The 22,868-nt window shown below is 65.7% G+C and carries 19 protein-coding genes and 1 pseudogene; 14 read left to right on the top strand and 6 right to left on the bottom strand.

Features of this window, described 5'->3' with window-relative positions:
* A pseudogene (locus tag IC232_RS19450) lies at window positions 1-376 on the bottom strand (hypothetical protein); the annotation flags it as partial.
* 197 nt (window positions 377-573) lie between these two features.
* Here IC232_RS19450 and recO point away from each other — a divergent pair.
* Entirely contained in the window at window positions 574-1,305 is a 732-nt protein-coding gene (recO, locus tag IC232_RS19455; RefSeq protein ID WP_190846616.1) for a DNA repair protein RecO, read from the top strand.
* 66 nt (window positions 1,306-1,371) lie between these two features.
* Window positions 1,372-3,618, top strand: a complete 2,247-nt coding sequence (gene parC / locus IC232_RS19460) for a DNA topoisomerase IV subunit A (RefSeq protein ID WP_190846617.1) — start codon at window positions 1,372-1,374, stop codon at window positions 3,616-3,618.
* Between the two features lie 266 nt (window positions 3,619-3,884).
* Here parC and IC232_RS19465 read toward each other — a convergent pair whose 3' ends face one another.
* From IC232_RS19465 to hemB, 5 genes are all read right to left on the bottom strand, one after another.
* The gene (locus IC232_RS19465; RefSeq protein WP_190846618.1) at window positions 3,885-4,631 is read right to left on the bottom strand and encodes an arginyltransferase; all 747 of its coding nucleotides are present in this window, start codon (window positions 4,629-4,631) and stop codon (window positions 3,885-3,887) included.
* A 390-nt stretch (window positions 4,632-5,021) separates the two neighbouring features.
* The gene (locus IC232_RS19470; protein WP_190846619.1) at window positions 5,022-5,501 is read right to left on the bottom strand and encodes an RDD family protein; all 480 of its coding nucleotides are present in this window, start codon (window positions 5,499-5,501) and stop codon (window positions 5,022-5,024) included.
* Between the two features lie 10 nt (window positions 5,502-5,511).
* Entirely contained in the window at window positions 5,512-6,753 is a 1,242-nt protein-coding gene (locus tag IC232_RS19475) for a threonine ammonia-lyase (protein ID WP_190846620.1), read from the bottom strand.
* A 29-nt stretch (window positions 6,754-6,782) separates the two neighbouring features.
* Window positions 6,783-8,132, bottom strand: coding sequence for a branched-chain amino acid ABC transporter permease (locus tag IC232_RS19480; protein WP_190846621.1), 1,350 nt, complete (start codon window positions 8,130-8,132; stop codon window positions 6,783-6,785).
* 420 nt (window positions 8,133-8,552) lie between these two features.
* Window positions 8,553-9,593 carry a porphobilinogen synthase gene (hemB, locus tag IC232_RS19485; protein WP_190846622.1) on the bottom strand — a complete coding sequence of 347 codons (1,041 nt, stop codon included), beginning with the start codon at window positions 9,591-9,593 and terminating at the stop codon, window positions 8,553-8,555.
* 359 nt (window positions 9,594-9,952) lie between these two features.
* On the opposite strand from hemB, the gene IC232_RS19490 reads away from it, so the two are divergent.
* The 12 genes from IC232_RS19490 (at window position 9,953) to IC232_RS19545 (ending at window position 22,772) form a co-directional block, all read left to right on the top strand.
* Window positions 9,953-11,005, top strand: a complete 1,053-nt coding sequence (locus tag IC232_RS19490) for an enoyl-CoA hydratase/isomerase family protein (protein WP_190846623.1) — start codon at window positions 9,953-9,955, stop codon at window positions 11,003-11,005.
* Window positions 11,005-11,463: a DUF6163 family protein gene (locus tag IC232_RS19495; protein ID WP_190846624.1), complete on the top strand. Its 459-nt coding sequence runs from the start codon at window positions 11,005-11,007 to the stop codon at window positions 11,461-11,463. Before IC232_RS19490 ends, IC232_RS19495 begins: the two co-directional genes overlap by 1 nt.
* Before the next feature lie 271 nt (window positions 11,464-11,734).
* Window positions 11,735-13,006: a murein L,D-transpeptidase gene (locus IC232_RS19500; protein WP_190846625.1), complete on the top strand. Its 1,272-nt coding sequence runs from the start codon at window positions 11,735-11,737 to the stop codon at window positions 13,004-13,006.
* Window positions 13,007-13,518: 512 nt separating this feature from the next.
* Entirely contained in the window at window positions 13,519-14,823 is a 1,305-nt protein-coding gene (glyA, locus tag IC232_RS19505; RefSeq protein ID WP_190846626.1) for a serine hydroxymethyltransferase, read from the top strand.
* A gap of 15 nt (window positions 14,824-14,838) precedes the next feature.
* Window positions 14,839-15,348, top strand: coding sequence for a transcriptional regulator NrdR (gene nrdR, locus IC232_RS19510; protein WP_190846627.1), 510 nt, complete (start codon window positions 14,839-14,841; stop codon window positions 15,346-15,348).
* The gene (ribD, locus tag IC232_RS19515; RefSeq protein WP_190846628.1) at window positions 15,345-16,493 is read left to right on the top strand and encodes a bifunctional diaminohydroxyphosphoribosylaminopyrimidine deaminase/5-amino-6-(5-phosphoribosylamino)uracil reductase RibD; all 1,149 of its coding nucleotides are present in this window, start codon (window positions 15,345-15,347) and stop codon (window positions 16,491-16,493) included. Before nrdR ends, ribD begins: the two co-directional genes overlap by 4 nt.
* Entirely contained in the window at window positions 16,493-17,128 is a 636-nt protein-coding gene (locus IC232_RS19520) for a riboflavin synthase (protein ID WP_190846629.1), read from the top strand. The genes ribD and IC232_RS19520 overlap by 1 nt, the downstream gene beginning before the upstream one ends.
* A 166-nt stretch (window positions 17,129-17,294) precedes the next feature.
* The gene (gene ribH, locus IC232_RS19525) at window positions 17,295-17,783 is read left to right on the top strand and encodes a 6,7-dimethyl-8-ribityllumazine synthase (RefSeq protein ID WP_190846675.1); all 489 of its coding nucleotides are present in this window, start codon (window positions 17,295-17,297) and stop codon (window positions 17,781-17,783) included.
* 2 nt (window positions 17,784-17,785) lie between these two features.
* Window positions 17,786-18,268 (top strand): transcription antitermination factor NusB, encoded by a 483-nt coding sequence (gene nusB / locus IC232_RS19530; protein WP_190846630.1) that lies wholly within the window; start codon window positions 17,786-17,788, stop codon window positions 18,266-18,268.
* A gap of 25 nt (window positions 18,269-18,293) precedes the next feature.
* The gene (gene thiL / locus IC232_RS19535; RefSeq protein WP_190846631.1) at window positions 18,294-19,283 is read left to right on the top strand and encodes a thiamine-phosphate kinase; all 990 of its coding nucleotides are present in this window, start codon (window positions 18,294-18,296) and stop codon (window positions 19,281-19,283) included.
* Window positions 19,258-20,496: an MFS transporter gene (locus IC232_RS19540; protein ID WP_190846632.1), complete on the top strand. Its 1,239-nt coding sequence runs from the start codon at window positions 19,258-19,260 to the stop codon at window positions 20,494-20,496. The genes thiL and IC232_RS19540 overlap by 26 nt, the downstream gene beginning before the upstream one ends.
* A 149-nt stretch (window positions 20,497-20,645) precedes the next feature.
* A complete protein-coding gene (locus tag IC232_RS19545) occupies window positions 20,646-22,772 on the top strand; it encodes a sodium-translocating pyrophosphatase (protein WP_190846633.1) in 2,127 nt (708 codons plus the stop codon).
* Window positions 22,773-22,868 lie beyond the last annotated feature (96 nt).

Here is a 22,868-nt window from a genome sequence, read left to right on the forward strand (position 1 = left end):
GCGCTGCGCCGCGACGGGGCGGCGGAGCATCCTCGGAATCGGTTGCACGGGGCCCGCGCGGCCCATCGGGACCGCCACGCTCCGCCGGGCCTGCGCCTCGCGGACCGCGCGGGGCATCGTCGGAGGCGCCGGGGCCGCCGGCATCCTGGCCGCCCTGCCGGCGTTCCTGACCCTGGCCGCCGCGACGGGGGGCGTCACCCTCCTGCTGACCCTGCCGTCTCGGGCGGGCGCCGGGCGGGAGTTCCTCCTGGGCGCTTGGTCCGGCCTGGGCGATGACAATGGGCGCTGCGGCTTCCGTCTGGAGCGCCGATACGTTCGCCGGCAGCAGCATCAGGGGAAGGGCGGTGCTCGCAAGAAACAGGTTGGAGAGTTTCATGGTTCTCGATTCATCACTAGACACACTAAGGTGCTCGATAATGTGAAGGGGCCATTTTGGTTCCCCTGGGGCGAAATTCTGCTTTTGCAACAGAATTTTAGAAGTTGTCGGATATGGTTGAAAAACATGGCTGAATGCCTCCTGAATGCTTACATCAGGATTCCGGCAGTTATCTTTTCCAAAGGCCACCGCGACCGATGCACTGGACTGACGAAGGCGTCGTTCTCGGCGTCCGCAAGCACGGCGAGTCGAGCGTCATCCTCGAGCTGATGACGCGCGAGCACGGCCGGCACATGGGGCTGGTCCATGGCGGGCGCTCCAAGAGCCTTCAGGCGGTCCTCCAGCCGGGCAACACCGTGCAGGCGACCTGGCGGGCGCGGCTCGACGAGCATCTGGGCACCTATCAGGTGGAAGGCCTGAACCTGCGCGCCGCGCGCCTCATGGGCTCGTCCATGGCTCTTTACGGCCTGTCGACGCTCGCCCATCTCCTGCGCTACTTCCCGGAGCGCGACCCGCATTTCGCCCTCTTCGAGACGCTCACCGTCCTGGTCGACCACCTGGACGATCCCGATCTTGCCCCGGCTTTGTTCGTGCGCTTCGAGCTTGCGATGCTCACCGAGCTCGGCTTCGGCCTCGACCTCACCAGTTGCGCGGCCACCGGGACGGAGCGGGACCTCGCCTATGTGTCGCCCCGGAGCGGGCGGGCGGTCTGTGCGGAGGCTGGCGAGCCCTACAAGGATCGGCTGCTCAAGCTGCCCGGCTTCCTGTTCGGCCAGACCCGAGAGAACCGGCCACGCGAAGATGACATCCGGGCCGGATTTGCGCTCACCGACTTCTTCCTGCATCACAACGTGTTCGGCCCCCAGGGGCAGCGGGCGCCAGAGGAGCGGGCGCGTTTCGTCGCACTGGCCACGGCTGGGGACGAATGAGGTTTGTTTCTGTTATGTTCTCTTTTCAGATGCTAAGAAGCGATTCGCAGTTGAGGATTTCGAGTTATGGGTAAGCCGGTCAATCCGCCGTCAGGGGGCGAGATCGAGAACATCAATCTCAAGGACGCCCTGGAGGAGCGCTATCTCGCGTATGCGCTCTCCACCATCATGCACCGGGCGCTGCCTGATGCGCGCGACGGGCTTAAGCCCGTCCACCGCCGCATCCTGCACGCCATGCGGCTCCTGAGGCTCGATCCGAAGTCGGCCCCGAAGAAATGCGCCCGCATCGTCGGCGATGTGATGGGTCAGTTCCACCCGCACGGCGACCAGTCGATCTACGAGGCGCTGGTGCGCATGGCGCAGGATTTCGCGCAGCGCTATCCGCTGGCGGACGGGCAGGGCAATTTCGGCAACATTGACGGCGATGGCGCAGCCGCCATGCGCTACACCGAAGCGCGCATGACGGAAGTGGCGCGCCTGCTGCTGGAGGGCATCGACGAGGATTCCGTCGACTTCCGCGAGACCTACGATCAGGCCAACGAAGAGCCGGTGGTGCTGCCGGCCGCCTTCCCGAACCTGCTGGCCAACGGCTCGCAGGGCATCGCGGTCGGCATGGCGACGTCGATCCCGCCGCACAACGCCGCCGAGCTCTGCGACGCGGCCCTCCACCTGATCTCCAAGCCCAATGCCGATACCGAGCAACTGATGCAGTTCGTGCAGGGCCCCGACCTGCCCACCGGCGGCATCATCGTCGATACGGCGGCCGCCATGGCCGAGACCTACCGCACCGGCCGCGGCTCGTTCCGCGTGCGCGCCCGCTGGGCGAAGGAGGATCTCGGGCGCGGCAACTGGCAGATCGTCGTGACGGAAATCCCGTACGCGGTGCCGAAGTCGCGCCTGATCGAGAAGATCGCCGAGCTGCTGCAGGAAAAGAAGCTGCCGCTTCTGGCCGACGTGCGCGATGAATCGGCCGAGGACATCCGCGTGGTGCTGGAGCCTCGCGCCAAGACGGTCGATCCGATCATCCTCATGGAATCGCTGTTCAAGCTCACCGAGCTCGAGAGCCGCGTTCCGGTGAACGTGAACGTGCTCGCCGGCGGCAAGGTGCCGAAGGTCCTGAGCCTCGCCGAATGCCTGCGCGAATGGCTCGACCACCGCCGCGAGGTGCTGATCCGCCGCTCCGGCTTCCGGCTCGCCGCCATCGACCGGCGCCTGGAAATCCTCGGCGGCCTGCTCATCGTCTATCTCGACCTCGATCGGGTGATCAAAATCATCCGCGAGGAGGACGAGCCGAAGCAGGAGCTGATGCGCGTCTTCAAGCTTACCGAGGTGCAGGCGAACGCCATCCTCGACACGCGCCTGCGGAGCTTGCGCAAGCTCGAGGAGATGGAGCTCAAGCGCGAGCAGAAGAACCTGCAGGACGAGAAGGCCAAGATCGAGGAACTGCTTGGCTCCGAGAAGGTGCAGTGGAAGACCATCTCGGCCGAGATCAAGGAGGTCCGCAAGACCTTCGGCCCCGACACCCCACTGGGCAAGCGCCGCACCACCTTCGATTTGGCGCCGGACACCTCCGACATCGACTTCGCCGAGGCCATGATCGAGCGCGAGCCGATCACGGTCATCGTGTCCGAGAAGGGCTGGATCCGCGCCATGAAGGGCCACCAGACGGATCTCTCCGCCGTGCAGTTCAAGGGCGACGATGCCCTGAAGACGGCCTTCTTCGCCGAGACCACGTCAAAGATCGTGGTGGCGGCGGACAATGGGCGGTTCTTCACGCTTGAAGCCTCCAAGCTCCCCGGCGGCCGCGGGTTCGGCGATCCGATCCGCCTCATGGTCGATCTGGAGGAGGGCGCCGACTTCATCGCAGCCTTCCCGTATCGGGCCGGCTCGAAGCTGCTGGTCGCAGGCACGGACGGTCGCGGCTTCATCGTGCCCACGGAGGAGATCACGGCGAACACGCGCAAGGGCAAGCAGATCCTCAACCTCGATGCGCCGGCCAAGATGGTGGTCTGCACCGAGGCCGAGGGCGACCATGTCGCGATCATCGGCGAGAACCGCAAGCTGCTGATCTTCCCGGCAAAGCAGGTGCCGGAGATGACCCGCGGCAAGGGCGTGCGCCTCCAGCGCTACAAGGACGGCGACGTCTCCGACGCCAAGGTCTTCAAGCTGAAAGAGGGTCTGACCTGGAAGGACACCTCGGGCCGCACCTGGACGGTGGCCAAGGAAGACCTGCGCGACTGGATGGGCGACCGGACAGAAGCCGGTCGCCTGCCGCCGAAGGGCTTCCCGAAGTCGAACAGGTTCGGGGAGTAAATCTCAGGAGACGTCATCCCGGACGGCGCAAGCCGATCCGGGATCGCTTTGAGGGAGTGGCACCAGAACCTCAACGCTGTCATTCCCGCGTAGGCGGGAATCCATATCCGCTAACGGTGCAGAAAGCGGTGAAACGCTGCTCGCATTTTCCTGAGATCATTGTGTTTATGGATTCCGGGCTCCGCTGCGCGGCCCCGGAATGACAGTGCTTTATCCTGAACCCGATCCCGGATCTTCGCTGCGCTTCGTCCGGGATGACGCTGTTTTCACTCCACCCGCGCCCAGCCATTCGCCAGCAGCCGCTCCTGCGGCGTGAAGCGGGCCTTGTAGCCCATCTTCTTCGAGCCCTCGACCCAGTAGCCGAGATAGAGATAGGGCAGGCCCATCGCCTTGGCGCGGCGGATGTGGTCGAGGATCATGAAGGTGCCGAGGCTGCGGTGCTGCATCTCCGGAGCGTAGAACGAGTAGACCATGGACAGCCCGTCGCTCATCTCGTCGGTGAGGCAGACGGCGATCAGATCGCCCGAGCCCTTGCCGGTGATGCCGCTGTCGATCCCGCGCCGACGATACTCGATGAGCCGCGTGTCCACATGGCTGTCCTCGATCATCATGGAGTAGTCGAGCACGGTCATGTCGGCCATGCCGCCGTCCGCATGGCGGTTGTCGACGTAGCGGCGGAACAGGGAATACTGCTCCGATGTCGGGCGGTTGGGCAGAGGCTCGCCGATAAGATCGGCGTTGTCCTTCAGCACGCGCTTGAGATTGCCCGAAGGCTCGAACTCATCCACGAGGACCCGCACCGACACGCAGGCCCGGCAGGTGTCGCAGGCCGGCCGATAGGCGATGGTCTGCGACCGGCGGAAGCCGCCTTGGGTGAGGATCTCGTTCAGCTCCCGTCCGCGCCGTCCGACGATATGCGTGAAGACCTTCCGCTCCTCCTTGCCCGGCAGGTAGGGACATGCGGACGGGGAGGTGAGGTAGAACTGCGGGGCGTCGCGGGGCTGGCTCGTCAATCGGGAAAGCCTTGTGGAGAAACCTTGAGCGCTACGTCAACGCTTCAAGGATAACATTGGTGTCCGGCACGTCCAGGAAAAGAGGGCGTATGTCACAGGGGTGTGTTTTCAGAAGGTTCGCCACTGTCATTCCGGGGCCGCGCAGCGGAGCCCGGAATCCATAAACACGATGATTCAGGAAGAGGCGGGCAGCGCTTCGCTAATTCTGCACCGTTAGTGGTTATGGATTCCGGGCTCGCCTTCGGCGCCCCGGAATGACAGTGGTGCATTCCGTCCCACGTCATGGCCGGGCTCGTCCCGGCCATCCCGATCAGTGACGCGCTGCGCCTCTCGGATCGAGATCACCGGCACAAGGCCGGTGATGACGGGGCGGTTTTCAATGTCGACGGCTCAGGCCCGCACCACCATCATGCCCGTGAGCAGGTCGCGGATGAAGCGCCGGTCATCGCGAATGAGCCCGAGGAACACGTCGCAGGCCCAGAGCAGGAAGGTGGAGATCGCCACGTAGAAGAACAGCGCGTGCACGGCGGCCGACAATGGGGACGGGCCCCGGCCGGTGCGCGGATCGATCACCCGCAGGCCCATGTAGCGCATGCCCACCGTCGCCTGCGCCGCGCCCCCGATGGTCACCGCGTTGTAGACGATGAAGATCAGCGCCGTGAGCGGGAGTGCGAAGAACAGGCCCCAGCCCAGGCCGAGCGTGATGATGCCGAGGAAAAAGATGCCAATGGAGATCAGCACGACCCAGAGGGCGATCACCACGAGGTCGATCAGATAGGCCCAGAAGCGCCGGCTGATGACGCCTTCCGTCACCCTGTCGACCTCATAGGACGGATAATTTAGGGTCGGCGGGTGGGGCTGGTTGACCATAGGTTTCTCCTCAGAAGGCGGTCGCGGGCAGGCTGCGGGAGACGATCCGCTGCGGGGCGAGTCCCTCGGCGGCCAGAGCCTCGAACACCTCCAATGTATGTTGTCTGTCGCGGGTTTCGATAGTGATGTCGATGGACACGCCCTTAGCCGGCACGTCCAGGAACAGGCGACCGTGCGACACCTCCAGGATGTTGGCCCCCAGCTGGCCGAGCAGGCTCGCCACGCGGCCCAACAGGCCCGGCCGGTCATTGGAGGTGATGCGGAAGGATGTGATGCGGTCGTCGCGCTCCAGCTCACGCACCATGACGGAGGCGAGGATGCGCGCGTCGATGTTGCCGCCGCAGAGCACGAGGCCAACCCGCTTGCCCTCGAACCGTTCGGGCTGCGCCATCATGGCCGCGAGGCCTGCGGCGCCCGCGCCCTCCGCCATGGTCCGCTGCAGGGTGGCATAGGCGTTGACGGCGCGCTCGATCACAGGCTCCTCGACGGCGATGATGTCGGACACGAGATCGCGCACGATGGGCAGGGGCAGCTGCCCGACAGTCTTGACCGCGATGCCCTCGGCCAGCGTCGCGCCGCCGATCGGCTGGTTCTGGCCCAGGATGGCATTGCGGAACGAGGGGTAGAGGGCGGCCTCGACGCCGATGATCTCGATGCCGGGCTTGAGAGCCTTCACGGCCACCGCAATGCCGGAGATGAGCCCGCCGCCGCCGATGGGCACGATGATCTGGTCGAGATCCGGTGCATCCTCCAGCATCTCCAACCCGATGGTGCCCTGGCCGGCCATGACCTTGGGGTCGTCGTAAGGGTGCACGAAAACCAGGCCTTCGACCTCGGCGATCTCGCGGGCTCGGGCAGCCGATTCGTAGAGCGTCTCGCCGAACAGGATCACCTTGGCGCCATACGAGCGGGTGTTCTCCGCCTTCACCAGGGGCGTGCCCTCGGGCATGACGATGGTGGCCGGGATGCCGAGGCGCCGCGCATGATAGGCCACGGCCTGCGCGTGGTTGCCGGCCGACATGGCAATGACCCCGCGGGTGCGCTCGTCGGATGTCAGGCTCTCCAGCTTCGTCACCGCGCCGCGCTCCTTGAAGGAGCCGGTCGGCTGCATGTTCTCGTGCTTCACGCAGACCGTGGCGCCGGTGAGCTGCGACAGGCGAGGGGCGGGAACGAGCGGCGTCCGCAGCACCTGGCCCCGGATCGTCTCCGCGGCACGTGTGACATCGTCGATGGTGATGGCGTAATCGGCCACTGTGTCCTCCGAACTCTTACTATACGCCCCTAAACGGGTCTTGGCGTTGGATCTTGAAAACCCAGCAGGCCGCCGGGCCGGAAGATCAGGAACACGACGAGCGCCGCATAAAGCGCCATGTCGCGAACCTCGATGGGCAGATACGCCGACCACAGGGTCTCGAACAAGCCCACGGCGAAACCTCCTAACATCGCTCCGGGGATGGAGCCAATCCCGCCGATGATGGCCGCGATCAGCGCCTTGAGCCCGTACTGGAAGCCTCCGGCGAAGCCGAGGCCGCCATATTGCGCCACGATCAGCATGCCCGAGAGCCCCGCCATGGCACCCGCGAGGCCTAGGGTCTGCATGAGAAGGCGCGGGCCATTGACTCCCATGAGCGCCGCGGCTTTCGCATCATCCGCATAAGCCCGCCAGGCCCGTCCGAAGGCGGTGGCCTGGACGAGCCACAAGAGGCCCAGGGCCGCGACCAGGCCGATGCCGCTGGTGATGGCCGTGATCGGCGTCAGGCTGACGAGAAAATCCTGTGCACGGGCAAGCGACCATGCCTCGGACCAGATTGGCGGCAGCCAGACGGTCACGGGACTCTGCACAATCCGCAGGTATTCCATGAGGAACAGCGAGAGGCCCACGGTGGCGATGAGACTCGGCTGCGGGCTCGTGGCGGTGATGCGCCCGATGGTGAAATATCCGCCGACCGCGCTGTGGATCGCGCCGGCGAAGAGCGCGGCGACGAGGCCTGCTGCCAGCCCGAGCACGGGTGCGCTGGCGCCGGAAGCCAGCACGACCGAAGCGCCGGCGATGGTGGCCGCCGACCCAATGGCCGCCAGTTCTCCGAAGGCGAGATTGATGCGGCCGCTCAGGCCGAACACCAGGGCGAAGGCGACCGAGAGGAGGGCATAGATGGCGGTTCGCGGCAGGCTCACGAGAATCTGCTGCAGCCAATAGGCGGCGGCCATCGGGATCTCGGCCACGTCGATGTTGGACCGGCTGCCGGGATCACCCGCTGCGCCCTCGGGGGTATCCAGATAATAGCGCTTGAGCATGTAGAGGCTGGCGCCGGAGAGCGGGCCCTCCTCGGTGCCGAGGCCCGTGAGCTCCGCCTTGTTGGGCGACAGCCCCTCGGCGGCGAACTGGCAGATGGCGAACCGCTCCAGCACCGGGCGGTCGGGATATTGCGCGATGTAATCGACCCGCAGGCTTCTCGCGACCGGACCTTCGCGCACCCGCTCGACGGCGATGACTGCGCCGGGATTGAGTGCCGGCAGGGCCGAGCGGCAGACCCGCGCCTGCTCGGCATCGATGGCGATGTTGCAGGCAGCGATAAAGCTAAGGCCCAGCAGGAGAGATGCGAACCAAGTGATCCTCAGAAACTGGCTCATCAAAGACATGCGGCGCTTTTCCCTCCCCCTTGCGGGGAGGGGCAGGGGTGGGGGTGGTGCAACCGGGTGAGACCTGCCAGCAGCCGGCACGTCTCCCTCTCCCGTGTGGGAGAGGGTTGGGGTGAGGGGAAGCCGGTGCCGAACGAAGTGCAGCGGGTGACGTCTTGCAGCGGACATGGCGGTGCCAGGCTCGTCCAGCGCCGCACCCTCACCCCTGCCCCTCTCCCACACGGGAGAGGGGAGGTTGTGGCCACCTCCGTATTTCCTAGATCGCGCGCAGGGATTTGACTTTGCGACCCCCACCCGGCCGCTGCCGCGGCCACCCTCCCCGCAAGGGGGAGGGAAAGACGCGCCGCGCAATTGCTGGGCCAGCGTCTTAAAAGCGGTGAGCCTGACACGAATGGCGCCTGAGATCGGTAATCAGCCCTGCTTCAGCTTCTCCGCGACCCTGGGGGCGAAGTAGGTGAGGATGCCGTCTGCGCCGGCCCGCTTGAAGGCCAGAAGGCTTTCCATCATCGCCCGTTCTCCGTCGATCCAGCCATTGGCGGCCGCGGCCTGGATCATGGCATACTCGCCGGAGACCTGGTAGGCGAAGGTCGGGACCGCGAAGGTGTCCTTGGCCCGGCGCACGATGTCGAGATAGGGCATACCGGGCTTGACCATGATCATGTCGGCGCCCTCCTCGAGATCGAGGGCGATCTCGCGCAGAGCCTCGTCGGAATTGGCCGGGTCCATCTGGTAGGTGCGCTTGTCGCCCACGAGGCAGGCGCTGGTGCCGATGGCGTCGCGGAAAGGCCCGTAGAAGGCGGAGGCGTATTTCGCCGCATAGGCCATGATCTGCACGTCCTGGAACCCGGCTTCGTCGAGCCCGGTGCGGATGGCCGCCACCCGTCCGTCCATCATGTCGGACGGTGCGATGATGTCGGCCCCGGCCTCGGCCTGAAGGAGGGCCTGACTGACCAGCAGCGCCACGGTCTCGTCGTTGAGGATCCGCTCGCCCTCCAGCACGCCGTCATGGCCGTGGCTGGTATAGGGATCGAGAGCCACGTCGCAGATGATGCCGATGTTCGGCACCGCCTTCTTGATCTCGCGCACCGCCCGGCAGACGAGGTTGCGGCTGTTGAGCGACTCGGATCCCGTCGGATCACGCAAGCTCGGATCGGTATAGGGAAAGAGCGCAATGGCCGGGATGTCGAGCGATGCGGCCCGCTCGGCCTCGCGCACGGCCTCCGTGATGGTCAGCCGCTCGACACCCGGCATCGAGGCAACCGGCGTGCGGCCGCTCGCGCCCTCGACGATGAAGATCGGCCAGATCAGGTCGTTTGCTGTCAGCACGTTCTCGCGCACCAGCCGCCTCGCCCATTCCGCCTTGCGATTGCGCCGCGGGCGGTGGGACAGGCTCAGGGAGGAAGAAACCCCTTCCTCTGAAGCAGGGCGGGGGAACGGCGACAGCTTCGACATGGTCCTCATCCGGCCCCGGCTTCGCTGCGCCGGCGGCTTGAGAGAGGGTTAGCACATTTAAATCGCTCTAAAAAAGGGTGCGAGGTCGCAGTTCCGCAGGATCCGTGGAAGATTGGGCACGATCCAGTTCTGCAATGAGGGCCGCGCTGCTCTGTCATGCCCTCCACGTCATGGCCGGGCCTGTCCCGGTCATCCCGACTGGAAAGGTGCTACGCGTCCGCATCGGGATCACCGGCACAAGGCCGGTGATGACGGAGTGGGTGTCAGGTTCGGTCGGGCGTCCTTCCTGGAATGACAGTGTGTCCATTGACGGCCGGCCCCGGCCTTGTTTTAAGCCGCAGCGAGATAAGGAGTGTTTCATGGACGAGAGCGTCGAAGTCGTCTGCGAAAAGCAGGGGGAGGCCGGGCTCATCACGCTCAACCGTCCCAAGGCGCTCAATGCCCTCAACCTCGCCATGGTGCGCAAGATGCGCCGGGCGCTCGACGCCTGGGAGCGGGATCCGGCCGTCACGCGGGTGATCGTTCAGGGTGCCGGCGAGAAGGCCTTCTGCGCCGGCGGCGACATCCGGCAGCTCACCGAGAGCCTGAAGGCCGGAAAACGCGAGGATGCGCTCGCCTTCTGGCGCGAGGAATACCAACTCAACATCCGCATCAAGCGCTATCCCAAGCCTTATATCGCCCTCGTCGACGGCATCGTCATGGGCGGCGGGGTCGGCGTGTCCCTGCACGGCTCGCATAGGGTGGCAGGCGAGCGCTATCTCTTCGCCATGCCCGAGGTCGGCATCGGCTTCTTCCCCGATGTGGGCTCCACCTACGCGCTGCCGCGCCTGCCCGGCGCGACGGGCATGTATCTTGCCCTCACCGGCGACCGGGTGAAGCGGGCGGATGCGGTCATGCTGGGGCTGGCGACGCACGCTGTGGCGAGCGCGGGCATCCCCGCCCTGCGCGAGGCGCTCATTGCCGGCGAGCCGGTGGACGAGGCCCTTGCCCGAGCCGCTGCCGATCCAGGCCCTGCTCCGCTGGAGGCACAGCAGGCCGTGATCGATTCCTGCTTCTCCGCCGAGAGCGTCACCGCAGTTCTGCACCGCCTCAATGAGGCTGCCGCCAAGGGTTCGGACTTCGCCGCCAAGACGGCCGCCGGCATGCGCACCAAGTCGCCGACCAGCATGAACCTCGCCTTCGAGCAGGTTCGCCGGGGCGCATCGCTTGATTTCGAGGAGGCCATGAAGGTCGAGTTCCGCATCGTGTCCCGCATCGGCGACGGGCATGACTTCTACGAGGGCGTCCGGGCGGTGATCATCGACAAGGACAACCAGCCCCGCTGGCAACCCGCCTCCCTCGATCAGGTGGACAGGGCCGCGATCGAGCATCACTTCGCGAGCCTTGGTCCGCACGAACTGGAGATTGCCTGATGCCCCGCAGCGGCAGCCAGTCGTCCAGCCACGCGGCACGGGAGTACCTGTCCGACCGGATCGAGGAGCGCCCCGCACCCCAGGGATTCATGCGCTGGAGCTTCGTGCTCACCTGCTTCATGCGCATCCTGGCGGTGCTCTGGATCATGAAGGGCCTGAGCTCCTGGGCGGTGATCCTCGGCATCTGGACCCCGGTCGGCCAGTTCGAGGCGCGCTCCACAGGCTACCAGGCCACCATCATCTACTTCGCCCTGATCGACCTGATCGCCGCCGTGGGCTTGTGGATGGCGAGCACCTGGGGGGGAATCATGTGGCTTCTCGCCATCATGAGCCACCTGATCCTGGCGGCCTTCTTCCCGGGCATCCTCGCAAGCGGCATGATGACCGTGGCGTTCTTCCTCACCCTCATGGCGGTCTATTTAGGCATTTCCTGGCTGGCGGCCCGGGAGGGGCACTGACCCGCCGCCGAAGGCGGAACCCAAAGGCCAAGCTCCTCACGCAGAAGTGTATCCTCAAGACAACAGTTCAAGGTTACATCGCCTTCAGGAGCGGTTCCGAGGGGTGAGGGGCGGCCCATTGGCGGGATTGCCATAAAACGGCCCCGATGTTCCTCGTTTTCGATACCGTTCCTTAATCCTATCCCGGCACTTATCGCTGGGAGAGGGGGTAGACGGGCGCCAGTCCGCCGCTCCCGCCATGACCACACCTAACCGGGAAGAGCCTGCGCTCATGTTGTCTCGCCGTACCCTTCTGACTGGATCGCTCGCCCTGATCTTCACGCCGGCCACCGGAGCCCTGGCGCAGCAGTTTGCCCAGAACCAGGCCGAGTGGTCGCAGAATTACGAGGCGGTCTCCCGCACCCGCGTTCAGCGGACCTCGACCCCGATGCTCTCGGCCGAGTCTCTCGCCGCCACCGAGCAGATGATCGAGTATTACCGCAACATCGCGGCCCGAGGCGGCTGGCAGCCCGTGCAGGGCGTCCAGGGTCTGCGCGTCGGGTCCAAGAACCCGGCCGTCATGGCCCTGCGCCAGCGCCTCATCGTCACGGGCGACCTCGATCCCGCGGCCGGCGAATCGCCGATCTACGATTCTTACGTCGAGTCGGCCGTCCGCCGCTTCCAGGCCCGCCACGGCATCAGCTCCACGGGCACCATGACGGGCCCGACCGTGGTCGCCATGAACGTGCCGGTCGACCTGCGCATCCGCCAGCTCGAGATCAACGTCGCGCGCCTGCGCAGCCTCGTCGGCACCGGGCTCACCAACCGCTACGCGGTCGCCAACATTCCCGCGGCTCTCGTGGAGACGGTGGAGGGCGGCGTCGTGCACACCCGGCACGCGGCCGGCGTCGGCAAGATCGACCGCCAGTCGCCCCTGCTGAACTCGAAGGTGGTCGAGGTCAACTTCAACCCGTTCTGGACGGCTCCTGCCTCGGTGGTCAAGAAGGACCTCATTCCGAAGATGCAGAAGGAGCCGAACTATCTCGCCGAGAACAAGATCCGCATCTTCAATGCGGCCGGCCAGGAGATTCCCTCCAGCCAGATCAACTGGTTCTCGGACGAGGCGACCCGCTACCGCTTCCGCCAGGATCCGGGCGGCGACCTGAACTCCATGGGCTTCGTGCGCATCAACATCCCGAACCAGCACGGCGTCTACATGCACGACACGCCCTCCAAGGGCATCTTCGGCGACGATTTCCGCTTCGTGTCCTCGGGCTGCATCCGCATCCAGAACGTGCGCGACTACATCGAGTGGCTCCTGAAGGACACCCCCGGCTGGTCCCGTGAGCAGATCGACGCGGTCTTCAAGTCCGGCGAGCGCATCGACGCCCGCCTGGCCCAGGCCGTTCCGATCCACTGGATCTACGTCACCGCCTGGGCGACCCCGGACGGCCTCGTGCAGTTCCGCGACGACATCTACAACAAGGACGGCCTCGGCAACGCCATCCCGGTCGCCAGCCGGGTTCCCACCGAGCCGGACCAGGAGATGTTCCTGCAGAACTGAGGTCTGGACGACCGCTTCAACCTCCACGTCATCACCGGCCTCGTGCCGGTGATCTCGTTTCTGAGAGGCGCGGCGCTTTCCCGATCGGGATGGCCGGGACAGGCCCGGCCATAACGCGGTGACTTGTGCCGTGCACTGTCATTCCGGGGCGCCGCAGGCGAGCCCGGAATCCATAACCACTAACGGTTCAGAAAGAAGCGGGACTCTGACTACCCTTCATTGAGACGTCGTGTTTATGGATTCCGGGCTCGGCTATGGGCCGCCCCGGAATGACAGTGCGGGTGTCATCCCCGGTGGCCGCAGGCCGGGAAGGGGATCCACACTTCGCGCGGTTCTATGGTTTCCCTTTCCCTCCGGCCGGGAATGACACTGGAGGCAGCCGTTGCATTCCTGATGTCTAGTGGGCATGTCCTGCGAGCGGGTTGGCGCGGCGAAGGCAGCCATGATAAAGCCCAGGCAATCAGGATTCAGCGGCCCGTGTCCGGCGGGCTTACAGGAAGGCGAGGGTACCCATGAGCGCCAGTGAAGCGGCACACAGCCATCTCTCCAACAGCTTCTTTTCCGCAAGCCTCGCCGACAGCGACCCCGAGATCGCCCGCGCCATTGGGCTGGAGCTCGGACGCCAGCGCGACGAGATCGAGCTGATCGCCTCCGAGAACATCGTGTCCCGCGCCGTCCTTGAGGCGCAGGGGTCGGTGATGACCAACAAGTATGCGGAAGGCTATCCGGGCCGCCGCTACTATGGCGGCTGCCAGTTCGTCGACATGGCCGAGGAACTCGCCATCGAGCGCGCCAAGCGCCTGTTCGATTGCCGGTTCGCCAACGTCCAGCCCAATTCCGGCTCCCAGGCCAACCAGGCCGTGTTCATGGCGCTCATGAAGCCGGGCGACACCTTCATGGGCCTGGATCTTGCCTGCGGCGGCCATCTGACCCACGGCTCGCCGGTCAACATGTCCGGCAAGTGGTTCAACGTCGTGAGCTACAAGGTGCGCGAGAGCGACCAGATCATCGACATGGACGAAGTCGCGCAGCTTGCCCGCGAGCACAAGCCGAAGGTGATCGTCGCCGGCGGCTCGGCCTATTCCCGGTTCTGGGACTTCGCCCGCTTCCGCGAGATCGCCGACGAGGTCGGTGCCTTCTTCATGGTGGACATCGCGCATTTCGCCGGCCTCGTGGCCGGCGGCGCGCATCCCTCCCCGTTCCCGCATGCCCATGTGGTCACCACCACCACCCACAAGACCCTGCGCGGCCCGCGCGGCGGCATGATCCTCACCAATGAGGAAGACCTGGCGAAGAAGTTCAACTCGGCCATCTTCCCAGGCCTCCAGGGCGGCCCGCTCATGCACGTGATCGCGGCGAAAGCTGTCGCTTTCGGTGAGGCCCTGCGCCCCGAGTTCAAGCTCTATGCGCGATCCGTGGTCGAGAACGCCAAGGTGCTGGCCGATACCATGCTGGCGGGCGGCTATGCCATCGTGGCCGGCGGTACGGACAATCACCTGATGCTGGTGGATCTGCGCCCGAAGAAGCTCACCGGCAAGGCGGCTGAAGTCGCAATGGGCCGCGCTCACATCACCTGCAACAAGAACGGCGTGCCCTTCGACCCCGAGAAGCCGATGGTCACCTCAGGCGTGCGCCTCGGCACGCCCGCCGCCACCTCTCGCGGCTTCGGCGTGGCCGAGTTCAAGCGCGTGGGTGAGCTCATCGTCGAGACCCTCGACGGCCTCGCGAAGAACGGCGATGAGGGCAATGCTTCTGTTGAGGAGTCGGTGAAGGCTCGCGTTCATGAGCTGACCCGCCGCTTCCCGATCTATGGCTGAGGGTTAAGCAGACCGATGCGTTGCCCTTACTGCGGGAGCCTGGACACCCAGGTGAAGGATTCCCGCCCCACGGACGATTCCTCGTCCATCCGCCGCCGCCGTATCTGCCCGGATTGCGGCGGCCGGTTCACGACCTTCGAGCGTGTGCAGCTGCGCGAACTCACGGTGGTGAAGCGCTCCGGCCGGCGCGTGCCCTTCGACCGTGACAAGCTCCAGCAATCGGTGGACGTGGCCCTGCGCAAGCGGCCGGTCGAGCCGGAGCGCGTCGAGCGCATGATCAACGGCATCGTGCGCCAGCTTGAGAGCATGAGCGACGGCGAGGTGTCGAGCGAGCAGGTGGGCGAACTCGTCATGGAGGGGCTGAAAGGCCTCGACGACGTGGCCTATGTGCGCTTCGCTTCCGTCTACAAGAACTTTCGCGAAGCCAGGGACTTCGAAGAGATTCTTGGCAAGCTGGCTGAGGGCGAAACCGAGGAGGACCTGCCGCCTCCGCCGAAGAAAAAGCGCGCTGCGAGCGAGCCATGACCGGCCCCGCCGCCAGGGGGCTGCCGCCTGACCGAACGAGCCACGACGAGCGCTTCATGCGCCTCGCCGTCGCGCTCGGCTCCCGCCATCTCGGCCTGACCTGGCCCAATCCATCCGTCGGGGCCGTGCTGCTCGACGAGAGCGGCGAGGTGCCCGTCATCATCGCGCAAGGCATCACCCAGGCCGGCGGCAGGCCTCATGCAGAGCGCATGGCCTTGGAGGCCGCAGGTGAACGCGCCCGCGGCGCGACGCTCTACGTCACCCTTGAGCCCTGCGCCACCCGCAGCAGCCCAACCCATGGCCCGTCCTGCACCGATCTCATCGTGGCTGCCGGAATCGGCCGGCTGGTGGTCAGCGTCCCCGACCCGAGCCCGCACGCGGCCGGGCAGGGACCGGAGCGCTTCGGCCTTGCCGGGATCCCGACGACTATCGGCTGCCTGGGCGAGGAAGGCGCAAGGCTGCATCGCGGCCACATCACCCGCGTCACCGAAGGGCGTCCTGCCGTGACCGTGAAGCTTGCCCGGAGCACCGAAGGATTTGCAGGATCACGCCAGGGGCCGCGCCTGATCCTCACCGGAGAGACCGCCCAGGCAAAAGTCCACCTGATGCGCGCCCATGCGGATGCGATCATGGTCGGCGTCGGGACGGTGCTGTCAGACGATCCGCTGCTGAATGTACGCTTGCCCGGCTTGGAGAGCCGCTCGCCGGTCCGCATCATTGTCGATTCTCAGCTCAGGACGCCGGTGACATCGCGGGTTGCGGCCGGTGCGCGGGAGATCCCGACATGGATTCTGACGACTGTGGACGCCTCTATTGCAACTGAGAGGGCGCTGACGGCGCTTGGTGTCGAGGTCATGCGGGTCTCGGCCGATGAGTCCGGCCGCGTTTGCCTGCCCGAGGCCCTGCAGCTTCTCGGCGCGCGTGGGCTCACGCAGGTGTTCTGCGAAGGCGGCCCTGATCTGGCGGACGCGCTGGCGAGAGCCGATCTGATCGACGATCTGGTCCTGATCACGGGCCGCTCCGCGCGGTGCGAAGGCGACGTTCCGGCGCTCGGTCTGTCGCTGCAGGACCGTATGGACAATCTTCGCTTATGGGCCGAGGAACAGGTCGGCCCCGATCTTTTCATGTTTTGGGAGAGACCCTGATGTTTACGGGTATCGTCACCGATGTCGGTGAAGTGGCAACGGTGGAAGGGTCCCAGGGCACCCTCAAGCGCCTGCGCATCCACTCGTCCTACGATCCCGCCACCATCGTGCTCGGCGCCTCCATCGCCTGCGGCGGGCCGTGCCTGACGGTTGTGGCGTTCGGAGAGCGGGAAGGCGGCTGCTGGTTCGATGTGGATGCCGCGGCCGAGACCCTGGATCGCACCACCGTCGGCGAGTGGCTGCCCGGCACCAGGGTCAACCTGGAGCGCTCCCTGAAGATTGGCGACGAGCTCGGCGGCCATATCGTCACCGGGCACGTGGACGGTCTGGCCACCATCGTGGCCAAGGAGGCGATCACCGCCGGTGACGATCCCTGGGGGCCGACAGCCCGCTTCACCCTCAAGGTGCCGCCGGCGCTTGCCCCGTTCATTGCCGAGAAGGGCTCGGTCTGCCTCGACGGCACGTCGCTCACCGTGAACACGGTCAACGACGACATGTTCTCCGTGCTCATCATTCCGCACACCCTCGCTGTGACCACCTGGGGCGACCGGCAGGTGGGCGACAAGCTCAACCTGGAGGTCGACCTCATGGCCCGTTACGCGGCGCGGCTTGCGGACGCGCGCCGGGCGGGGTAGGTGAACGCTTAACATCTTCCCTATTGTCATGGCTCTGTCCTCATCCTGAGGAGGGCCGCAGGCCCGTCTCGAAGGAGATTCCAGTGCGCTCTGGATCCTCCTTCGAGACGGCGCTTCGCGCCTCCTCGGGATGAGGGTGGATGCTTACGAAGGTCTCGAAACATACATGGTCGCCCATTCCGACAAGCCGAAAAGCCCACGCCCGCCGGTTCCCGGTGCCCGCATCCTGGTCGTCGAAGCCCGCTTCTATGACGACATCGCCAATGAGCTTCTGCGCGGCGCGCAAGGGGCCGTCGAGGCGGCGCAGGCCAGCATGGACGTGCTGACCCTGGACGGCGCGCTCGAGATCCCGGCCACGATCGCCATCGCGCTCGACGCTGCCGAGAAGGCCGGCAAACCCTATGACGCCGTCGTGGCGCTGGGCTGCGTGATCCGCGGTGAGACGGGCCACTACGACATCGTGGCCGGCGAGAGCGCCCGCGCGCTGATGGACCTGTCGGTCGAGCGCCGTATTCCGCTCGCCAACGGCATCCTGACCGTCGAGAATGATCAGCAGGCCTGGACCCGTGCGAGCGTGAATGAATTGAATAAGGGTGGGGGCGCGGTGGAAGCGGCGCTCGCCGTTCTGCGCATCAAACAGAAACCGGAGGCCTGATCATGACGAAGCCAGCAGAGCGCTCGGCCGCTCGCCTCGCTGCCGTCCAGGCACTCTACCAGATGGACATCTCCGGCAAGACCGTGATCGATGCGCTCGCCGAGTTCGAAGCCTTCTGGATCGGCCGCGAGGTCGAGGGCATCGAGTTCAAGCCGTCGGACAACAATTTCTTCCGCGATATCCTGTCGGGCGTGGTCAGGAACCAGCGCGATATCGACGTCAGGATCGACAACGCGCTGGCCACTGATTGGCCCCTCAAGCGCATCGAGGCGGTGCTGCGCGCCATCCTGCGCGCCGGTGGCTACGAGCTGATGTTCCGCAAGGACGTGCCGGCCCGCGTCGTCATCACCGAGTACGTGGACGTGACCCACGGCTTCTACGGCGACGATGAGCCGGGTCTCGTCAATGCGGTGCTCGACAAGGTCGCCCGCGAGGTTCGCCCCGGCGAGCTGGAGAAGAAGGCCGCCGGGCAGGGCGGGCGATAACGCGAGCAGGCAAGGTGACCGGCCGATGAGTGCGAGCGAACGCCCGAGCGAGGACAGCCTCATCGCGCGATTCTTCGCTCCCATCGCCGGAGAAGGCGCCCTCGGCCTCAAGGACGATGCGGCCTGCCTGACGCCGAAACCCGGCCACGACCTCGTCCTCACCACGGACGCCCTGGTCGAGCGGGTCCACTTCCTGCCCGAGGATGCTCCCGGCTCCATCGCCCGCAAGGCATTGGGCGTGAACGTTTCCGATCTCGCCGCGAAAGGCGCCGATCCGGCAGGCTTCCTCCTGAGTCTCGCGCTGCCCGAGGGTTGGACCGAGCGATGGCTTGCGGATTTCGCGGCCGGGCTCGGCCAGGCGTCGCGGGATTTCTCCTGCCCGCTTCTCGGCGGCGATACGGTGAAGGCGAGGGGCCCTCTGACCCTTTCGGTCACCGCCGTGGGCCAGGTGCCGACCGGCCGCATGGTTCAGCGCACCACGGCGCAGGTTGGCGAACTCGTCTGCGTCACCGGCACCATCGGCGATGGAGCCTTGGGCCTCAAGCTCCGCTCCGCGCCTTCCTGGAGCCAGGGCCTGTCGCCGGACGAGAAGGCGCATCTTGCCGACCGCTACCTCCACCCCCAGCCCCGCCACCAGCTCGCCTCGATCCTGCGGGCCCATGCCAGCGCCGCCATGGACGTCTCGGACGGGCTTGCGGGCGATCTCGCCAAGATGATGAAGGCCAGCGGCGTCTCGGCCATCGTCGAGGCGGATCAGGTGCCGCTGTCGGCTGCGGTCGCCAAGGCCATTCAGGCGTCGCCCGAACTGATGGACTTGGCCCTCACCGGCGGCGACGATTACGAGATTCTCTGCACTGTCCCGCAAAAGTCCCTCGACAGGTTCCGCCAGGAGGCCGATAGCATCGGCCTTCCCCTGTCCGTCATCGGCCGAGTCGTCTCAGGGTCCAATCGGCCGGTCTTTCGGATGAACGGTCTCGAAAGACGCTACGATGTCGGCTCCTACCAGCATTTCTGATACCGCCTTCCAGACGCCTTCCAGCGACAGCGTCGCCAAGCACAACGCCGTGGTGCTGGCCGTCGCCATGGCGCTCGGCGGGTCGAGCCCCGCCATCGTCGTGTCCCTCGGCGGCCTTGTCGGTCAGGCGCTCGCTTCGAACAAGGAACTGGCGACCCTTCCCGTGAGCCTGCTCAATCTCGGGCTGGCGATCGGCACGATTCCGGCCGCCATGCTGATGCGCAAGGCTGGACGCCGCATCGGCTATATGGTCGGCGCAGGGATCGGCCTTGCCGGCGGCTGCCTCGCGGCCTACGGCATCGCCTCCTACAGCTTCGTGCTCTTCTGCCTCGGCACTCTCATCATCGGCAGCTACGGCTCCTTCAACCAGAGCTACCGGTTCGCAGCGACCGATGCGGCCTCCGACGCCTTCAAGCCGAGGGCGATCTCCTGGGTCATGACCGGCGGGCTGATTGCCGGCGTGATCGGGCCGCAGACCGTGATCTGGACCCGTGATGCCGTTGAAGCCGCTCCCTTCGCCGGAGCCTTCCTGGGGCAGGCGACACTCGCCTTCTTGTCGATGATCGTCGTGTGGTTCCTGCGGCCTGCGCCGGTGAGCGTTGCCTCCACCAAGACGGGAGGCGGCAGGCCTCTGCTCGAGATCGTGCGGCAGCCCCGGTTCATCGTAGCCGCCGTGACGGGCCTGGTGTCTTACAGCCTCATGACCTTCATGATGACGGCGGCTCCCTTGGCGATGATCGATTGCGGCCATTCCGTCGGAGCCGCCGCCCTCGGCATCCAGTGGCACATTCTGGCCATGTTCGGTCCGAGCTTCTTCACCGGCCGTCTGATCTCACGCTACGGCAAGGGCCCGGTAACGGCGGCGGGGCTCGTGCTGATCGCCCTCTCTGCGGTGATCGGGCTGTCGGGCATCACCATCGCGCATTTCTGGATTACGCTGATTCTGCTCGGCCTCGGCTGGAATTTCGGCTTTATCGGAGCCACAGCCCTCGTGACCGACTGCTATCGTCCCGAGGAGCGCGCCAAGGTCCAGGCCGCCAACGACTTCCTGATCTTCGGATCGGTTGCCCTGGCCTCGTTCTCGTCCGGCAAGCTCCTGAGCGCCAGCGGGTGGGAGAGCGTGAACTGGCTGGTCTTCCCGCCGGTCGCCATTGCCCTAGCTCTCCTGGCTTGGCAGCAGAAGACCAAGGCCATCGCACCCGCTAAAGTATAAAGGGCTTCCTGTGGGTTCTTTCCGCAGGATTGTTGCGAACTGCCCAGTTTTTTGCCACCAACTATAAAGTTCGCTGGGGGTAGGGGCCGCTCAAGGCCAAAAAACGAGCCTTGAGGAGCGGCTTTCTGCTTTCCCATAACAAGGATGGCATGATGGCACTCACCCTAATTATCTTGGGCGGGCTTCTCTCGATCGCGTACGGCTTCTGGGCCATCAGCGACGTGATGAAGCGGGACGCCGGTTCTCAGCGCATGCAGGAAATCGCCGGGGCGATTGCCGAAGGCGCAAAGGCTTACCTCCGCAGGCAATACCTCACTATCGCCATCGTCGGCGTCATTCTGTTTGCCATCATCGCCTATCTGCTCGGCATCCGGGTCGCCATAGGCTTCGCCATCGGCGCCATCCTCTCGGGTCTGGCAGGCTTCATCGGCATGAACGTGTCCGTCCGCGCCAATGTGCGCACGGCCCAGGCCGCCACCCAGTCCCTCGGGGGAGGCCTCGATGTGGCCTTCAAGTCCGGTGCCGTCACGGGCATGCTGGTGGCCGGCCTCGCCCTCCTCGGCGTGGCCCTCTACTACGGCTACCTCACCCGGCTCGATGGGTTCCGCCCCTCCGACCGCGTGGTCATCGACAGCCTCGTCGCCTTAGGGTTTGGCGCCTCGCTGATCTCCATCTTCGCCCGTCTCGGCGGCGGCATCTTCACCAAGGGTGCCGACGTGGGCGGCGACCTCGTGGGCAAGGTCGAAGCCGGCATTCCGGAGGACGACCCGCGCAACCCGGCAACCATCGCCGATAATGTGGGTGACAATGTCGGCGACTGCGCCGGCATGGCGGCCGACCTGTTCGAGACCTATGCGGTGACCGTCGTCGCCACCATGGTTCTTGCGGCGATCTTCTTCGCCGGACAGGCCAATCTCGACACCATGCTGTTGTACCCGCTCGGCATCGGCGCGGCCTGCATCGTCACCTCGATCCTCGGAACCTTCTTCGTCAAGCTCGGTCAGAACGAGTCCATCATGGGCGCGCTCTACAAGGGGTTGATCGTGACCGGCGTTCTGTCCGCCGTCGCCATCGGCCTCGTGACCTGGCAGATGATCGGCTTCGGCGCCATCGCGGGAGCGGAGTTCACCGGCCAGGACCTGTTCTGGTGCGCCATCATCGGCCTCGCCGTGACGGCTCTCATCGTGGTCATCACCGAGTACTATACCGGCGTCGGCTTCCGTCCCGTACGGTCCATCGCCCAGTCTTCGGTGACGGGTCACGGCACGAACGTGATTCAGGGCCTTGCGGTCTCGCTGGAATCCACCGCGCTGCCGACCGTGGTCATCATCGCGGGCATCATCGTGGCCTTCAAGCTGGCTGGCCTCTTCGGCATCGCCATTGCGGTGACGGCCATGCTGGGCGTTGCTGGCATGATCGTGGCTCTCGACGCCTTCGGTCCGGTGACGGACAACGCAGGCGGCATCGCTGAGATGGCAGGCCTGCCGAAGGAAGTCCGCAAGTCCACGGACGCTCTGGACGCGGTCGGCAACACCACCAAGGCGGTGACGAAGGGCTACGCCATCGGCTCCGCAGGCCTCGGTGCCCTGGTGCTCTTTGCGGCCTACACCTCGGACCTGAACTACTTCACCCAGAACGCGGCGCAGTATCCGTACTTCCAGGGTGTGGCTCCGAACTTCTCCCTGACCAATCCCTATGTGGTGGTCGGGCTCCTGTTCGGCGGCCTCATCCCATTCCTGTTCGGCGGCATCGCCATGACGGCGGTGGGCCGGGCAGCCGGTGCGGTGGTTGAGGAAGTGCGCCGTCAGTTCCGGGAGAAGCCTGGCATCATGGCAGGCACCGACCGTCCCGATTACGGCCGCGCCGTCGACATGCTGACCCGGGCGGCGATCAAGGAAATGATCGTGCCGTCGCTCCTGCCCGTGCTGGCCCCCATCGTGACCTACTTCGTGGTCTACTGGGTGGCGGGCAAGTCCGAGGCGTTCTCGGCCGTGGGCGCCATGCTGCTGGGCGTGATCGTGACGGGCCTCTTCGTCGCCATCTCGATGACCTCGGGCGGCGGCGCCTGGGATAACGCCAAGAAGTCCTTCGAGGATGGGTTCACGGATGCCTCCGGCACCACCCACCACAAGGGCTCGGAGGCCCATAAGGCTTCCGTGACCGGTGATACCGTCGGCGACCCCTATAAGGACACGGCGGGTCCCGCCGTGAACCCGGCGATCAAGATCACCAACATCATCGCCCTGCTTCTCCTGGCCATCCTGGCCCATTCGTAGAAGCAGCGGTCCCGAATGCGCAAAACCCGCGGTGAGAGCCGCGGGTTTTTTCATGAGACATTCGATATGAAAATGGCCGGGGCAAGCCCGGCCATC

It is taken from the genome of Microvirga sp., from assembly GCF_014699075.1.
Lineage (GTDB): Bacteria > Pseudomonadota > Alphaproteobacteria > Rhizobiales > Beijerinckiaceae > Microvirga.

Coding starts and splice junctions, on each gene's coding strand:
- IC232_RS19520 (WP_190846629.1), top strand. CDS start 16,493: ATGTTTACGGGTATCGTCACCGATGTCGGTGAAGTGGCAACGGTGGAA.
- thiL (WP_190846631.1), top strand. CDS start 18,294: ATGAGTGCGAGCGAACGCCCGAGCGAGGACAGCCTCATCGCGCGATTC.
- parC (WP_190846617.1), top strand. CDS start 1,372: ATGGGTAAGCCGGTCAATCCGCCGTCAGGGGGCGAGATCGAGAACATC.
- nrdR (WP_190846627.1), top strand. CDS start 14,839: ATGCGTTGCCCTTACTGCGGGAGCCTGGACACCCAGGTGAAGGATTCC.
- IC232_RS19500 (WP_190846625.1), top strand. CDS start 11,735: ATGTTGTCTCGCCGTACCCTTCTGACTGGATCGCTCGCCCTGATCTTC.
- recO (WP_190846616.1), top strand. CDS start 574: ATGCACTGGACTGACGAAGGCGTCGTTCTCGGCGTCCGCAAGCACGGC.
- glyA (WP_190846626.1), top strand. CDS start 13,519: ATGAGCGCCAGTGAAGCGGCACACAGCCATCTCTCCAACAGCTTCTTT.
- ribH (WP_190846675.1), top strand. CDS start 17,295: ATGGTCGCCCATTCCGACAAGCCGAAAAGCCCACGCCCGCCGGTTCCC.
- nusB (WP_190846630.1), top strand. CDS start 17,786: ATGACGAAGCCAGCAGAGCGCTCGGCCGCTCGCCTCGCTGCCGTCCAG.
- IC232_RS19540 (WP_190846632.1), top strand. CDS start 19,258: ATGTCGGCTCCTACCAGCATTTCTGATACCGCCTTCCAGACGCCTTCC.
- IC232_RS19545 (WP_190846633.1), top strand. CDS start 20,646: ATGATGGCACTCACCCTAATTATCTTGGGCGGGCTTCTCTCGATCGCG.
- IC232_RS19495 (WP_190846624.1), top strand. CDS start 11,005: ATGCCCCGCAGCGGCAGCCAGTCGTCCAGCCACGCGGCACGGGAGTAC.
- IC232_RS19490 (WP_190846623.1), top strand. CDS start 9,953: ATGGACGAGAGCGTCGAAGTCGTCTGCGAAAAGCAGGGGGAGGCCGGG.
- hemB (WP_190846622.1), bottom strand. CDS start 9,593: ATGTCGAAGCTGTCGCCGTTCCCCCGCCCTGCTTCAGAGGAAGGGGTT.
- IC232_RS19470 (WP_190846619.1), bottom strand. CDS start 5,501: ATGGTCAACCAGCCCCACCCGCCGACCCTAAATTATCCGTCCTATGAG.
- IC232_RS19480 (WP_190846621.1), bottom strand. CDS start 8,132: ATGAGCCAGTTTCTGAGGATCACTTGGTTCGCATCTCTCCTGCTGGGC.
- ribD (WP_190846628.1), top strand. CDS start 15,345: ATGACCGGCCCCGCCGCCAGGGGGCTGCCGCCTGACCGAACGAGCCAC.